This is a genomic window from Nibrella viscosa (assembly GCF_039541875.1).
In the GTDB taxonomy this organism is placed as follows: Bacteria; Bacteroidota; Bacteroidia; order Cytophagales; family Spirosomataceae; genus Nibrella; species Nibrella viscosa.
Map to the genome: position 1 here is coordinate 17,228 of NZ_BAABHB010000018.1, position 14,380 is coordinate 31,607.

Annotated in this window: 15 protein-coding genes; 11 read left to right on the forward strand and 4 right to left on the reverse strand. The window is 44.8% G+C overall.

Annotated elements, in window-relative coordinates; translation table 11 throughout:
- The first annotated feature begins 441 nt into the window (after nt 1-441).
- Nucleotides 442-1,206 (forward strand): hypothetical protein, encoded by a 765-nt coding sequence (locus ABD931_RS26715; RefSeq protein ID WP_345271098.1) that lies wholly within the window; start codon nt 442-444, stop codon nt 1,204-1,206.
- Nucleotides 1,207-1,399: 193 nt separating this feature from the next.
- Nucleotides 1,400-1,594 carry a hypothetical protein gene (locus ABD931_RS26720; protein ID WP_345271099.1) on the forward strand — a complete coding sequence of 65 codons (195 nt, stop codon included), beginning with the start codon at nt 1,400-1,402 and terminating at the stop codon, nt 1,592-1,594.
- A 33-nt stretch (nt 1,595-1,627) separates the two neighbouring features.
- On the opposite strand, the gene ABD931_RS26725 is transcribed toward ABD931_RS26720, so the two are convergent.
- Both ABD931_RS26725 and ABD931_RS26730 read right to left on the reverse strand, forming a co-directional pair.
- On the reverse strand, nt 1,628-3,019 hold the full coding sequence (locus ABD931_RS26725; protein WP_345271100.1) for an ISKra4 family transposase: 1,392 nt from the start codon (nt 3,017-3,019) through the stop codon (nt 1,628-1,630).
- Nucleotides 3,020-3,159: 140 nt separating this feature from the next.
- Nucleotides 3,160-3,858, reverse strand: coding sequence for a plasmid pRiA4b ORF-3 family protein (locus tag ABD931_RS26730; RefSeq protein ID WP_345271101.1), 699 nt, complete (start codon nt 3,856-3,858; stop codon nt 3,160-3,162).
- 165 nt (nt 3,859-4,023) lie between these two features.
- Here ABD931_RS26730 and ABD931_RS26735 point away from each other — a divergent pair, with 165 nt between their 5' ends.
- The 8 genes from ABD931_RS26735 to ABD931_RS26770 all read left to right on the forward strand — a co-directional run bounded on the left by ABD931_RS26735 (nt 4,024) and on the right by ABD931_RS26770 (nt 9,980).
- On the forward strand, nt 4,024-4,161 hold the full coding sequence (locus tag ABD931_RS26735; RefSeq protein ID WP_345271102.1) for a hypothetical protein: 138 nt from the start codon (nt 4,024-4,026) through the stop codon (nt 4,159-4,161).
- A gap of 196 nt (nt 4,162-4,357) precedes the next feature.
- The gene (locus ABD931_RS26740) at nt 4,358-5,101 is read left to right on the forward strand and encodes a hypothetical protein (protein WP_345271103.1); all 744 of its coding nucleotides are present in this window, start codon (nt 4,358-4,360) and stop codon (nt 5,099-5,101) included.
- Between the two features lie 93 nt (nt 5,102-5,194).
- Nucleotides 5,195-5,569, forward strand: coding sequence for a UPF0158 family protein (locus ABD931_RS26745; RefSeq protein WP_345271104.1), 375 nt, complete (start codon nt 5,195-5,197; stop codon nt 5,567-5,569).
- A gap of 159 nt (nt 5,570-5,728) precedes the next feature.
- Nucleotides 5,729-5,986, forward strand: coding sequence for a hypothetical protein (locus tag ABD931_RS26750; RefSeq protein WP_345271105.1), 258 nt, complete (start codon nt 5,729-5,731; stop codon nt 5,984-5,986).
- A gap of 379 nt (nt 5,987-6,365) precedes the next feature.
- Nucleotides 6,366-6,644 carry a type II toxin-antitoxin system RelE/ParE family toxin gene (locus ABD931_RS26755; protein WP_345271106.1) on the forward strand — a complete coding sequence of 93 codons (279 nt, stop codon included), beginning with the start codon at nt 6,366-6,368 and terminating at the stop codon, nt 6,642-6,644.
- 14 nt (nt 6,645-6,658) lie between these two features.
- Nucleotides 6,659-6,970: a HigA family addiction module antitoxin gene (locus ABD931_RS26760; protein ID WP_345271107.1), complete on the forward strand. Its 312-nt coding sequence runs from the start codon at nt 6,659-6,661 to the stop codon at nt 6,968-6,970.
- A gap of 34 nt (nt 6,971-7,004) precedes the next feature.
- Complete coding sequence (locus ABD931_RS26765) at nt 7,005-8,900, forward strand: Piwi domain-containing protein (protein WP_345271108.1); 1,896 nt, start codon at nt 7,005-7,007, stop codon at nt 8,898-8,900.
- A 9-nt stretch (nt 8,901-8,909) separates the two neighbouring features.
- Nucleotides 8,910-9,980: an SIR2 family protein gene (locus tag ABD931_RS26770; protein ID WP_345271109.1), complete on the forward strand. Its 1,071-nt coding sequence runs from the start codon at nt 8,910-8,912 to the stop codon at nt 9,978-9,980.
- Between the two features lie 443 nt (nt 9,981-10,423).
- On the opposite strand, the gene ABD931_RS26775 is transcribed toward ABD931_RS26770, so the two are convergent.
- The gene (locus tag ABD931_RS26775; protein ID WP_345271110.1) at nt 10,424-11,821 is read right to left on the reverse strand and encodes a serine/threonine-protein kinase; all 1,398 of its coding nucleotides are present in this window, start codon (nt 11,819-11,821) and stop codon (nt 10,424-10,426) included.
- Between the two features lie 10 nt (nt 11,822-11,831).
- Nucleotides 11,832-11,972, reverse strand: coding sequence for a TIGR02391 family protein (locus ABD931_RS29335; RefSeq protein WP_370469360.1), 141 nt, complete (start codon nt 11,970-11,972; stop codon nt 11,832-11,834).
- A 403-nt stretch (nt 11,973-12,375) separates the two neighbouring features.
- On the opposite strand from ABD931_RS29335, the gene ABD931_RS26780 reads away from it, so the two are divergent.
- A complete protein-coding gene (locus tag ABD931_RS26780; protein WP_345271111.1) occupies nt 12,376-13,575 on the forward strand; it encodes a tyrosine-type recombinase/integrase in 1,200 nt (399 codons plus the stop codon).
- Nucleotides 13,576-14,380 lie beyond the last annotated feature (805 nt).

Sequence of the window (14,380 nt, forward strand, 5' to 3'; positions counted from 1 at the left end):
TAAAACTCATTTTTCTAATGGTTCATGCACTTAATAATGTCTGTTCTAATACTTCTAAAGTTTAATAAGTAGCAATTTTTCCCGCTCAGTTATCCACAATTGGCCAGAGTAATCAACACCCCGCAAAACTCATTTTTCTAAAGAAGCACCCCATAAAACTCATTTTTACCCCCCACAAAACTCATTTTTTGGCCCCGTAAAACTCATCTTTCCAAAAATTTTACCCCCCACAAAACTCATTTTTACCCCCCACAAAACTCATTTTTGTCTGTATAAACGCTTGATTGTCTGTAGTTTAACTGCATCTAAATCAATCAAACTAAAAATTGATAAAAGATAAAGATCTAAGCGGATTTTTATTGGAAAGGGGATAGAAAGGTTTACTGATAGTATTTATTTACCGTTATAGTAAATATTAGCTGATTTTTCTACCTTTCCGACATGGAAACGAAACGAAAGAAACCCGAAAAGCGGCCAGACTCAGCCCCCCTTGATGCCTTGCGCCTGGTGCTGCGCAGTCACGCTATTGAACTCAAGCCTTTTGTTCACCAGGTGAAGGACTTACCACAGGATCCAGATCTGGAGTACTACTTCGTGCCGGCCGAGTTGAGAGAGACCTACCGGCCATACTACCGACCCGGACGGCCTTACAAAAATTTAAAGCTAGTCAACTTCGACCAGCCAGCTATCTCGCTGTCCTTCTACTTCAAGCACAAATACTCCATCAAGCAGGACGCTCCCGCTGACCAGGCTATTGAATACCTCAAAAATTATCGCGATGAACTCTTCAATAAAAGCCTGTTGACGCAACTCAGCCAGGCTCAGCAAAAGGAGTTACAGGAGGTGGATAATCTGCTGCGGCAGATTCGAGCTACTCCGCAGGCGTTTCAGTACTGCTTTTCGAATTTCCATCACTTCTACCGCTACTGGTATTGTTCTTACCGGTATTTCGAAGAGGAGAAGTCGGAGAAACTGGGAAGCGCAACCGAACACCTCCTGAAGCATTCAGAGCGGGTGAAAGGCCAGGTTAGTCAACGGTTAAACATCATCTTTGTGGATACCGACTATATCACCCGGACTATTCCCCTTTCTCAAGACAATAAGACCATCGAAAAAATACTGGCTACTTATAATCATCGACATTCATTTAGCACAGTAGCTCTATACGTCAAACCGTCGGCTAACAATGCGGATGGTAATAATTAGGTTTTCTCCTAGCATAGTAGGGAATCATTTACGCCGGGCCACCCCGGCGTACCGGTTGCCACGAGCCGGAGCGAGACCGGCCACCTTTAATCTTCTTCGAAATTTATCATAAGGGTATGTGCTGGAGAAGCATACCTTTGTGAAACCACAGACTTAGGAAACTATCTGCGGCCGGTCAGTGGGCCAGAACGTCATGCTTACCATCCAATCAACACCCCTCGGGATGGGCGTCCGCCTATCGGGTAAGGCGGAGCAACTGAATATGCTGGGGGATCAGTTTATCCAACTGGGAATGACTCACCCCAACGAGGCTATTGGGCAACTTATCGCTGCCTTTGGCCATGAACTCAAACCGGCTCGACAACCAGCACGCATAGTTGCCGAATAAGGGAGAGCATCAAAAAGTGTGGGGCAATCCGGGTTAAGCCGCCATTGGAACAGCCACAATAGCTGGTGGCCGAAAACCGGGAAAGCGTGTTCGGAAGCACTCGTCCCACTCCTCATTCAGGACCTTGGTGCGAGCTTGTAACAGCAGATGCGCTCCCTTCTTGCTCCATTGCATTTGTTGATGCTTCACAAAACGTTTGGCGATCACCTGATTGACCGTTGATTCCACAAAACCTGTCGAGACTCTTTCGCCGTATCGGTGTCGTTCCGAATAATCGACGATAGAGGAAGAGTTCTGGCGCACATACTTGCTGAAATCATTCAGGTAATGGGTGAACACTTTTAGCTTATCGTATTTGTGGCCAATCAACTTATCTGCCCTGTGGTTGACTAGAGGTATATCCAGGTTGTCGATTTTTTCCAAAGCCCGTTCTGTGTTGCCATGCCACAAATGCCACTTGATACTGGTCAGTGTTTCGGTTACCTCTTTACCCCGTACTTCATCAACTTTGGTTAGACCCAGCGCATACTGCTGAAGCACAGTAACCCGCATTGTCAAGTGAAACCAGTCCAGAATATGTGTCGATTCTGGATTTAGATAAGCAGTCAATGACCGGAGCGTCGGTGCACCATCGGTGAGAAATTCAACTAATTGATTGGCTTGTAGCCCTTGTGATCGGAGTACCTCAAAAACGCGTCGTCGAGGTTTGGTATCATAATCTTGGACAAACCCAAAGCATTTACCCGCTTTTCCGTCTGGTATACTCCTACCAGTAATGATTTCAAAACCGGCTTTTTTGTGCCAGTGACGGACGTAGCCACCGTCGATACCCACCACGAGTGGGCGCTCAGGAAGCGGCAGAGCTTCCCGTTCCAATTGACAGCAACTGTTGAAAAACGTGGCTTCAGGAGCCAGTTGTTTTTCCTGCACTTCCACCACGGCATGAAGATGGTGCTGAATCGTAGTTGCATTGATTTTTTGATCCACAGGAAGCACTTCTTTGAGCAGGTCAGCGGTTTTCTGATAGGGAATCAGGCTAGCCCATTTGGTCTCCAGATACAGCCGCTCTGGGGTCACGTGCTGACTAAGGATATCTTTGAGAGGACTAAACGTTTTGGCTCTGGTCACTTCGGATGGGTGATAGAAGCGAGGGCTATCGACCATTACGTCGCCGAACAAGGTTTTTAACCGCATGGGGTAAGAGCCTTTCCGGCGTAAACCAACCGGCGTATTGTTCTGAGCATAGTGAGCTATTTGCGTATTAATCAATTTTTGCTGAACTGTACTGAGGATTTCTTTCGATTCAGCCAACGTCAGGCCCAGATTTTCTAAGGTCAATTCATTCCGATGAAGGGTGAAAATAGCTTCCGTTACTGGCTCCTGCTCATCCGACAGGCAAGCCACTAGTTGCAGTTTGAAGTTCATGGCAAAAAAGAAAAGAGTTAAAGAAGTGCTTTCACTTTGCGGACGGTGTTATTGGACACTCGAACGAAGATGATGGCCTGTTGCATAAGCTAAATGTACGCGGCCTGTATCAACTAAACCACTTGGTTTTTCTGATACACTCACTGGCTTGCCGGATCCTCAAAGAAATAGTCATAGGCCCCTTTGGCGTAGAGAAAATCCGACCTACCCTTAAATTGATACAGTTTGGCTAATCGTTGGTTGATGGTAGCTCGGTCAAAGTGTTCAGGCCGATAGGTCCAGAACCAGTCCGGCACATCAAGATCCTGCTCTTCGATCGGCTCCCGTTCCAATAGGCACGTAATCAGATCCCGCTGCCAGCTTAACTGATCTAATGTACGTTGGCGGTAGGCTTCAATGCCGCCAATCTCTTCGGGCGGACAGGCTCGTTGCCCATTTAGGCAGAAAGCAAGCTGTAGAGTGGCAGAAGCGGGTTGAATCTTCTCAATGCGTACCTGGTGCAGCCAGTAATCGGTGAAGTCATAGGTATAGCTGAACTTGTCGTTCACACGCCAAGGAAAATCACCCAACCGAACTTGGTTGGCATCGTCGGCAAAATACATTCCGCCGTAGCGAATGCCATATTGCTTACCCCAAATGTGAAAGCTGTGCAAGTGCCAATTCTCCCAGCCCATGACAACTTGAAAAATGTGATGGAGTTGGGCTAAAGTTGTATCAGCTCGGACCATCAACCGCCGGTAAATCTGCGGACTGACTCCCAGCAGATGTATCTTGAGTTGATAGGCAAGCTCATCAGTCGGGCCTTTCTCGATGACTGGATGGATGGGTTGTTTTTCCATCTGGCAGACAGCTTCTAAGACTCGTCAAAGTTAATCTGTTTTGATGGAGATGCTAGTTGCCCCACACTTTTTGATGCTCTCCTTACCCGCCAGCTGCAGCAACGGGAAGCCGAACTCACCCAGCTTACAGGTCAGCTGGAAGAAAGCCAGGCCGAAAACACCAGGTTGTTAGCACAAGTGGCCAGCCTTCAGCAGAAACTGGAAACCGAAAGCGCCCTGCGCGCTGAGTTTGACGACTTCAAGCAAATGGTCATGACGCTGCTGGCCCAGAAAACGCCCGGCAAACGGAAGACTAAACCGTAAGCGGCTCTTCCCGTCAGCGGTGACGCATTTTGTAACGTTTCGCCTTCTTTTCGAAGGCGGCAGCACCCGGTGGCCCTTTCCGGATAATACTTCCTTTGGCGATTCCGGCTAAAGTGGGCCACGGTGGAAAAGTCGGAACAGGCGTGATTTACCCTTAGGACCGCTACCTTTGTTGCCGGAGAACAATACCTGACTGATGAAATACAAGCCGGCTAAACTTACCCGCCAGCAGAAGAAGCAGCAACAGGCGCAGGAACTGGTTCATCAAGCGGAGCTGGCACCCAATCCGGAAGAGACCTTCGCGTTGATGATGAATGCCCGCGATCTGGACCCGGACAACGTAGAGGTCCTGACCTTTATGGGGGCCTACTGTCCTGAGCCAGCCGTCAGTCTAGCGTTTTTTGAACGGGCCCTTGTCGTTGGTCAGGAGAGGCTAGGGGAAGAGTTTGACGAATTGAGGGGGCATTTCTGGGGCTTTCACCAAACCCGTCCTTACATGCGAGCCAAAGCCGGGTTAATCCAGGCGTTGATGAGTAACGGTCAGCCGGAGCAGGCCATACTGCATTTGTGGGACATGCTGGAGTTAAATAAGATGGATAATCAGGGCATGCGCTATATCCTATCCACGGCTTTGCTGAAGGTACGGGATATGGCTGGATACCAGCAGCTCTTAAACCGGTTCCCGGAGGATAGGCCGGCCGCCTGGTCGTACAATCACGCGTTGTTTCTCTTTCAGACCGAAGGTTCGAACCAAACCAGCCAAACCAAATTGAAGGAGGCCATTAGCCGGAATGGGCATGTCGTAGCTTATCTGCTGGGCACCCAAAAGTTACCTATCCAAGCACCGGCAGCCGTACTACTAGGGCATACCAGTGAAGCAGTGGCCTATGCGCAGCAGAATCGTCCGCTGTGGCAGGCTACGCCGGGTGCGTTGGCGTAGCTGAAACGTATCGCTCAGCCATCTCAGCCATAAATGGAGATACTCTGTGTCGCGCAGCCTACGGTTGTTAGCGATCATTAACGAAGGGAACGTATGCTGTTAACCGATGAGCAGTTACGGGAGATTGCCGGGGAGTTACAAAGCGGGATGCGGTGTTATCTTCATCGTCAAAGCGGGGAGCTGGTGGCCCTGCCTGATGCGGATCAATTTCCGGATGCCGATACCGAACCCTGGCAAGAGGAACAGGCGAAACTAGCCCGTACTCCACAGGAGTACATACCCGTTAGGCCCCTGAATAGTCATGATACGTTCCGGATGATGGAACAGTTTGTGCAGGAGGAGGTAAGCACAGATGCCCTGCGGAGCCGCCTACTCAGAGCCCTGGACCAGCCGAAGCCATTCCGCCATTTCAAAGCCGAAATCGATACCGCCGGCGAGTATCGACAGCGTTGGTTTGCCTCCCAATAGGCAAAGACTGTTGAATGGCTGAAGAGCCAATTACAAGAGGCTGATGAAGGGTAGTGCCCAACTTCGTTTCTTGATGTCCTTCTCTTTCCCTTGGCGAAAGTTAGCAGGCTAAACAGCTTTTTGTATCTTAGGCCTATGCGACCTTAAAAGCCTACTCCTATGAAGCTTGGCCTCAACGAATACACCATCCTGCCCCTTGATGAGCAGGCCAGTCTACTCTGGGTGTATGGTACCCACCTGCTGAACATGAAGCAGCTTGGGAAGTGGTATATCCTCTACCAGCTTTGGGACTTCTTCGTCGAGGTGCGCTATGATCAGGAGTGCAACGAAATTGAGGGGTTATCCACCTTCAACAGCAATCGAGCCTTAGAGCCGTACCTGAGTGAGATAGCGCTAGCGGATCTGCTGGACGAATGATCGTGTATGGATTTAGGGTTGTTGTCGGCAAACAGCATATTTGTTGAAGTCCGCTGTGTTTACTCAGCACAAAACTGTACTGGTTTGATCATTAGCTTATGTCAGTACACCTTTGTAGGTTGACAAAATAAAAACAACCTGTATCCCCTATGACTACAAGTATGTCGACCGGAAACTGGACACTAATTCGCACCGGCTTACTCAAGGAACTGTATCGTGATACCTTAAAAACTAAAACGAAAAAAGTAGTAATAGTTAGACAAGCTATGGGTATATGGGTCTGATTATCCCACCGGAGGTGTACCATCTGGTACTCAAGTGGAATTAGCACTTTTTTATTAATAGTGTAATGTGTAATATTACACGCTACAACTGTGTTATGATTAGGAATTTCCGGCACAAAGGCTTGCAGCTTTACTACGAGGAGGGCAACGGCTCGAAATTGCCCGCGCAGTATCTGCGAAAGATCAATCGCATATTTGACCAGTTAGACGCCATAACATCCCTGAGCGATATTCAGCAAATGGGGTCTGGCATTCACAAACTGACGGGAGATCTAGCCGAGTTTTGGGCTGTCACAGTCACACCGAACTACCGGATAATTTTCCGGTTTGAAGGCGGAGACATACACGATGTAGATTATGTCGATTACCATTGAAGAAAGGGCAGACTATGAAACGGAACCTAGCGCCTGTGCATCCTGGCGAGATCCTTCGAGAAGAATACCTGAAAGCGCGTAACCTTACGGTGACGGAGGTAGCGAAGGGGATTGGTATTGCGCGCGCTAATCTTTCTGCTGTTGTAAACGAGCGGGCGGGCATCAGCCCAGAGCTGGCTGTAAAGCTATCGGAAGCTTTCGGCAACACAGCACAGTTTTGGATGAATTTGCAAAAGAACTATGAACTTTGGCATGCGGAAAAGAAGGTGAATCGTTCAGTAATTCGGCATTTTAGTCAGTTTGATAGTGGGCTTCAGGTATTATGATCCTAAATGAACACCTATCGCAGAAGCGTATTCCATGAAGGATATTCTACTTAGTTTCCTCGAAATACTGAATGAGGATTTTCATTTTGAGGTATACAGAAAGCCTTACGATGGCGCGCCAAAAACAGATTCTGAGCTAAAAGTTTACAGGCTTCCAGAAAAGCTAGGAGCAAATTATCAGCAGTATTATGTTTCTTTGACTAAACGCGAAAGCTTTGAATCTTTCGACTGCAAAGCGAGCGATAACCGAGATCTTACAAAGCGGCTGCTAATTCAGATGCTGCATAATCGGTGTACGCAGCTCGGTTTGCCTCATACTGTAGATGAGGATGGCTTTTTGAAAACGCTTGAGATTAGCACGGAAGCTTATCCTAAAGGGAATCGAGTAATAGTTTTTACACCATATTATTTACAGCGCAAAAATAAGTATGGATTTCTAGTTGATGTTCGATTTCGGCCAAATGATCCATTTGCAAAACCAGATCTGGACACCCTGAAACTAAGTTTCAGCTTAGATAAATCGGGGAATATAAATCGTAGTTTTTACGCTGATAAATACAACAACCTGGTTCAACATTTAAGGGTACTCCTCCCACAGCTTAACTCCTTAATTTGGGGAGCGCTTGAGCTTTCAATAAAAAGCTCTTTTAGCCGAATGCCAGTCAGTACTTTGAGGAAGAAGCAATATATTTTTAAGGGAGGCAATTCAGAAAGTAACCAATATCGAGGCATTCGCCAGTTCCACCCATATAGGTCAATACAGGACGACTGCATGTATATTTTCATCATGGAAGATCGGTTTCGAGATTTTGCTAACAAGCTTTTTCTAAGCTTGATCGGAAAGCAGAACCCAGGAACTTTCCCAGGAATGAAGCAAGTATTTGGAATCGACATTTCAAGAGAAAATGTTCGGCGTGTCCGCATAGCCAACACTGATCAACATGAACTCGATAATGCAATACAAACAGTAAAACAAATTCGAGATTTGGAGACGACTTCAAAGAAGATTGCCATCTTCATTGAAAAGAACAACAACGTTGAAGATGAAAGCGTCTCCGAAACTTATTACTACCTCAAATATCACCTCACTAAGCTAGGTATCCCGCTCCAAGTACTGAGCCATGAAAAGATAAGTGTCGAAAAGACCCTTAAGTGGTCAACATCAAATATTGGGTTGGCTCTATTTTCAAAATTGGGTGGAATTCCTTGGGTTGTAAAACCTAGTACGACTGATTGCCTGATTTTGGGGATCGGAAGCGCACATAAGACAAATGACCAAGGTGGTATTGATCGCTTTTTTGCCTATTCGGTGTGTCTAGATTCTTCAGGCATTTATAGAAAGCTAGAAGTATTGGCTGACGACCATTCGGAAGAGTCTTATCTTGATGCCTTACAGCGCAATCTTATATCCCTTATCAAAGGGCCTGAATTCGCTCATTACACAAGATGCGCTTTACATATACCATTCAAAATAAAACGCAGTGAAATAACTGCTATTCAAACGGCTATAAGTGACATCAGAGATATCGATTTCAAGGTTATTAAAATCAATACGAAGAACAAGTTCTTCGGATATAGCGAGCATAATACGCGAACACCATATGAGAGCTCATTGATGGAGATAAACCGTAATGAGTTTTTGGTTTGGTTTGAAGGGCTACGAATGGGTGAGGAAATATTGAATGAACGGGTCAGTCCACCGGTTCACATCGAGTTCCTAAACTCGGAAGGCACCTCCAAAGATCCGGTAGATACATATCTGCAAGATATAATAAATCTAACTGGGACAAATTGGCGTGGCTTCAATGCTAAAGTGAAACCCATTTCTATTTATTACTCTACTATCATAGCCAAATATTGTAAGGCTTTTGAGGCTTACCCAGATTTCCGCAAGGAGATGTTATCTTTAAATATTCCTTGGTTTTTGTAATCATCCATCATGGCTATTGAGCGTAACAACGTCCTTTTTCTTCTCGGTGCAGGATGTAGCCGCGATGCAGGAATTCCTGTTTCAAGTGAAATGGTCGAGAAGGTCCAAGATCTCATTGTGAATGACGGTGCATGGAGCACCTATAGAGATTTATACTACTATCTACGAAGTTGTATCCAATTTGCTGATGGAATATTCGGGAATTTTGATAGCTCATTTAACATTGAAAAGCTTCTTATCGTAATTAACGAGCTTGAGAAAAAAGAACGTAACTCCATCTTCCCGTTTATTGGAGCATGGGATAACCGCCTTTTAGATTTGGCGGGTGAGAACTTTAAAAAACTGGCTGATTTCAAAGATAAAATAAGAACTGAGCTAGTCAATAAGTGGGTAAAAATCCCAAATTACCGGCTCGCAGAGTATTATAACGGTTTTAACAAATTGCAATTTGGTGAAAGTGGTCTTGGACTGAACCTAAAGGTTTTTAGCCTTAACTATGACCTATGTTTTGAAAAAATTGTAGGTCAACATGCTACTATTGAACTTGGGTTCGATGAGGCAGGAGAATGGAGCTATAACAACTTCGAGTTGTCCGACAGCAAAAGCTATACGCTTTACAAGCTTCATGGTTCTTTAGATTGGTACACCGACAGGGAAACAAAAAGACTGAAACAATCAGCAGAGGCAAACTCTGACCCCTTGTTGATATTTGGTGAGATTAATAAGCTACGAGCAATCGACCCTTATTTATTTTATATCTACGAATTTCGGCGGTTCTGCTTTCATCCTGACTTAAAGCTAATAGTATGCATTGGCTATAGTTTTTCGGATGAACATATTAATGACATTATATCACAAGCTGTCAAAAATAACTCGCAGACAAAGGTTTTAACAACCATTCACGGTACTTCTGAAAGAAGACGGGACGAGATTGTTAAGTCTCTAAATTTAGGCCCAGACTTACGAGATAGAGTTTTATTTGAGCAGACCGATGCTAAACAGTTTTTGGGCGAAACACTTTGCACAGGTTATCTAGCTTCTAAAATAGGTACTTCGGCCGAAACTCTTTTTGAAGCTTAGGTTCACCAATAGGAGATTAAATGCATAGGCCAATTCGAAAGGAAGATTAATGGGGAGTGGCCGCAGTGGCACCGTCCGCGGCTGCGGGACCATCAACATTCGTACGAAATGTTCTACTAGGTTGATTCTAGCATTAAAATAACTCAACTTAAACAGGCGGAAACTTTACCTTGATTGATATACCGCCCGGCGGCCCGGCAAGTTTCTTGCCCAGTAAAACCGGCTCAAGAGCTTTCTTTTTGTTGGGCTGACTTAGGACAGGAAAACGACTGTTTTCTTTACCAAGACCTAAAATTTTGACAATTGGCCTTGATTACCAGTCTATCACAGTATTGATGGAACATTTCGTACGAATGTTGGCGCACCCCAAAAGTGGGCTTGGCTTCCAAGCCAGCAAGAAAATAGAAGTAATAAACAGATATTTAAAAATCTACACTCCAAATTTAGAAAGGAAAATCATTTTCTTCGTTTTGTAAAGCCTGCTCTCTTTCTTTTGCTTGTCTATCGGCTATTTGATTTGCATTAATTATTCCTATTTTTACTATTCTCGGTAATGAAGCACTGGAAAAATGTTTCATATCTACCCTTAAAGACTTACTAGTTATATATTCAGCAAGTTGGGTTTGTATAGATTCCGGAATATATGTTTTATTAAAAACAGTATTAATCTCAGACTGAATTTTCCAACGATCCGCTTCAAACGCTAAATGCCAAAGCTGTTTCAAACATATTAATCTTGTTTCATCATCGTTAACAGTTCTTACAAGCTTAAATAATACTTCACCGAAAGTATTCATTGCGTCAAATGGCCATCCGTATAAACCATAGCACTCATCTAATCTTTCAGAATAAGTATTTACAAAGCTTCTTACGTTACTGCCTAAAGATTGATAATAGTTATATAAGTTGTTGTCTCTAAGCAATAATGTATTTACAGGTTCAATGTAATCATCATAAACATGATTTGTGTACGTACCCATAACCATAAACTGATGCAATTTTACCCAGTCAATTTCTTCTTTCGATTGCAAAAGGTCATGTAGAGTTATATATTCAATAGGAATTTCTTGGTCAAATTGTAGCCTTTTTAATGCATTATAGTGATTTTCAAAATCAGAGATGTCGTTAAATCTATTTTCTGGATTCTCCTCCACTGATTTTGAGATAAGTGATGATAACTCACATTGCTTTAAATTATCTGGATCCTTACCAGTTAAAATAAAATATACCAGCTTACCTAAAGAATAAATATCACTTTTAACTGTAGCACTTTTAAGCATAGTTCTTTGCTCAGGAGAAACATATAAGATTTGGCCATAACCTGATGCACTAGATTTAGTATAGTGTGAAATAGACTCTGTGTCTTTACCTAAACCAAAATCTGAAACTTTAATATTTATTTGTCCATTTTTGATAAAAACAAGAACATTGTTAGCTGAGATATCTCTGTGAACTATATTTTTATTGTGAGCATATTTTATAGCTTGAATAACTTGATCTACAATGGCGTATCTATCCCCTTTATTTAATGTTGAGTTATTCCTTTTTATATAATCATAAAGAGTAAAGTCTGCAAAAGGCATCATATACCAAAGCTTTTCCTTCTCTCTATCGTTGCCTGAATCTATAAGTTCGATAATATTCTCACAACCTTGTAGGTCCTTTAAAAGTTCTACTTCTCTGAGTAGTCTGTATCTGTATTCATCATTTTGGTAATGTTCCTTTTTTAATTCTTTAACTGCAAATTTAATTTTAGATTTTTCGTCCTCGTATAGTTTGACGTTACAAAAATAACCCGCTCCCCGTATAGTTATATATTTTAGGCCATTAAGTACTTCCATGATGGTTAGTTTAATTTTTGTGATACAAAGCTTTATCGAGTTGCCTAAACAAAAAAGAAATTAAGGTAAGTATATCCCAACAATATTGTTTGTTAATTGGCCACTCTATTCCAGGCTCATGAGCTGTAGGATTTCTGATTGCGCTCTTTATTCCACCTTAAATAAATTTTACACCAACTTGCTCGAGCAACTAATGTAAACTTAACAAATCTAAAAGATTTATAGTATGCTCCTTTAAAGTATGTTAACCTCTTAAAGGTAACCAAGTATTACACCAAGCGCCGTTTGACAGTGTTTGGAGGGTGGTCCGGAAATCGTCAAAGTCACTATTATTTTGTTGGTAGTTACACCGAGGGAAATTTGACAGTCGTTGAACCAGGGTCTACAAGCTGTTAAAGTCTCTATAGTGCCGCCAGTAGTTACAAAGAGAAAAATTTTACAACCGTCGAACGAACATTCATAAAATGTTTTTTCACCGTCTTATAAAATCATCTTTATAAGAAGTGGTGAATCTCTGAACTTTTTGGTTTCTTTACTGGTACAATTCTGCTGATATGTCCCGACTGGTCAAATTCACCGACGTTCCCCAATCCGAATTGGGTAAGGCCCAGTCCCGGCTGACGGTTAGCCAACTCATCCGCTACTTTGCCGCCGATCTGCCCAAGGCCAGCAACTACCCGCGCCATGCCAAAGCGTATGTGCGCTATTGCCTGACAGCAAACCTGGGCATTGATGCCTTTAGCTTCGGCCGTTACACGGCCGACCTGCCACCTAACCGGGTCTCACCGTTGCGCAAGTTCCTGCTCTTCTACCAGGCTATCGGGCAGCCCCTGGTGGTAGCCGATTCCCGGCAGCCGAAGATTCCGCCGGCGGCTAATGACCTGGTGCTGCGTTTTATCCGGGAAGCCAAAAACCTGCGGGGGGAACACTCCAAAGAAACCTACACCAAAGCACTTAACGCGTTCTTTACCTATGTAGCCGACCAGCAAGGGTTGGGTCAACCAGCCTCGCTCAGCGGAATAACGGTGGCTGATTTCGTGCAGCACCTGAAGGCAGAAGACTATTCAGCTTTTACTATCAACCTCTACCTCTCGGCCGTTAAGCAACTGGCTAGTTGGTGCATTCGCAAACGGCAGGAACTGAAACTGGAGCCCGAGCAACTCGATGCGCTCCGTGACATAGCTGATGTGCGGGGACTGGCTATCGAGCGTACCTTTTACAAGGACAGCCTGGAGCGATCCGAGCGCCAGCAGTTGCTGGCCGATACCGAGTCGGCCCGCGACAAAGCGATGCTGGCCTTACTGGGGTTGGAAGGGCTGCGAACAGTAGAGGTAACCCGGCTGCGGCTGGGGGATCTGGATTTTACCCGTGGTCAACTGTTGGTGCTGGGTAAAGGTAAGCACACCCGCAAAGCTATAAAATTCTTTGCCGCCTGCCGCCAGCTGCTGCAGGCATACTTAGAGGAAATAGGTCGGTGGCCACTGAAACCGGAATATCGATCAGAAGCCTTGTTTCCGGATCTGAAGACCTATCAGATCCGGTATGTGGTCGATAAACAACTCCGGAAACAAGGGCTTAAGCGCAGCGGAATGTCGGCCCACAGCCTGCGTCATTCGGCAGGCCAGTTGCTGCTTGAAGAGGGTGTTAGCCTGGAGCATGTGCAGCAGCACTTACGGCATGAGACGCTGGAAACCACCCAATTTTATACCAAGAAGAAAACCCGGAGCACGTATTTTCAGCAATTACCGGATTAGTGTTCGCCTGGTTCTGAAGCAGACACCGTGTAGGTACTCAAAACGTGGACTACTGGTTCTGTGTCGCTCTAAACAAGGATAGGCTACATTCTTAACTGCTCGTAATTTCGTTGGAATGGGGATAAAAAATGCATCCTAATCCTATAAAAGTAGCAGTTATAGACCTATAGACTTATAAGTCTAGAGAACTTTAGACCTATAGATCCATAAGCCTATAAGTTTATATATTTATAACTCTATAAGGCTATAGAATTAGGAACTTTTCTGCCAATGCCCCACTGTCGACCAGCCCGCAGAATCGTGCCCCGACGAGGTGTCCCCTCTCCGCTGACGATCTGCCGTCAATGTCTAAACGAGGATCTCCGCAGCTTTGCCCAAAGGCAGCTCTCCCAAGCGCAACTGCCGGCCAGTCCCAAGGATATGCAGGATCAGATCGAACACCTGACCCGCATCGGGGAAGGCATCGCCAGCCGCATGCCCGAGCAGGGCAAGAAAACCTTCTGGCAACGGTTGTTCGGCTAGGGTTGCTGGCCACGCTTCTGGATGTCTTCAATCTCCTCCCGACTGAGGTACTTTTTGGCCATGCTGATACCCCTTTAGCCTTGTACATTCCACCGTCCTGACCCCGCTACGGTGGCCAGGTATTTCAGAACTCCCACATAACCTACATTCTGGCTGCTGACATCGGTCGTTCCATTCATTTTTAACTTAGTTGTGAAGGCTCCGAACAAAGACTAGAATTAAGTGCAGATCCTCAGCACAAAGTAGTATGAAACACATAGCTTTTCTTCATGGTGAATCAGAA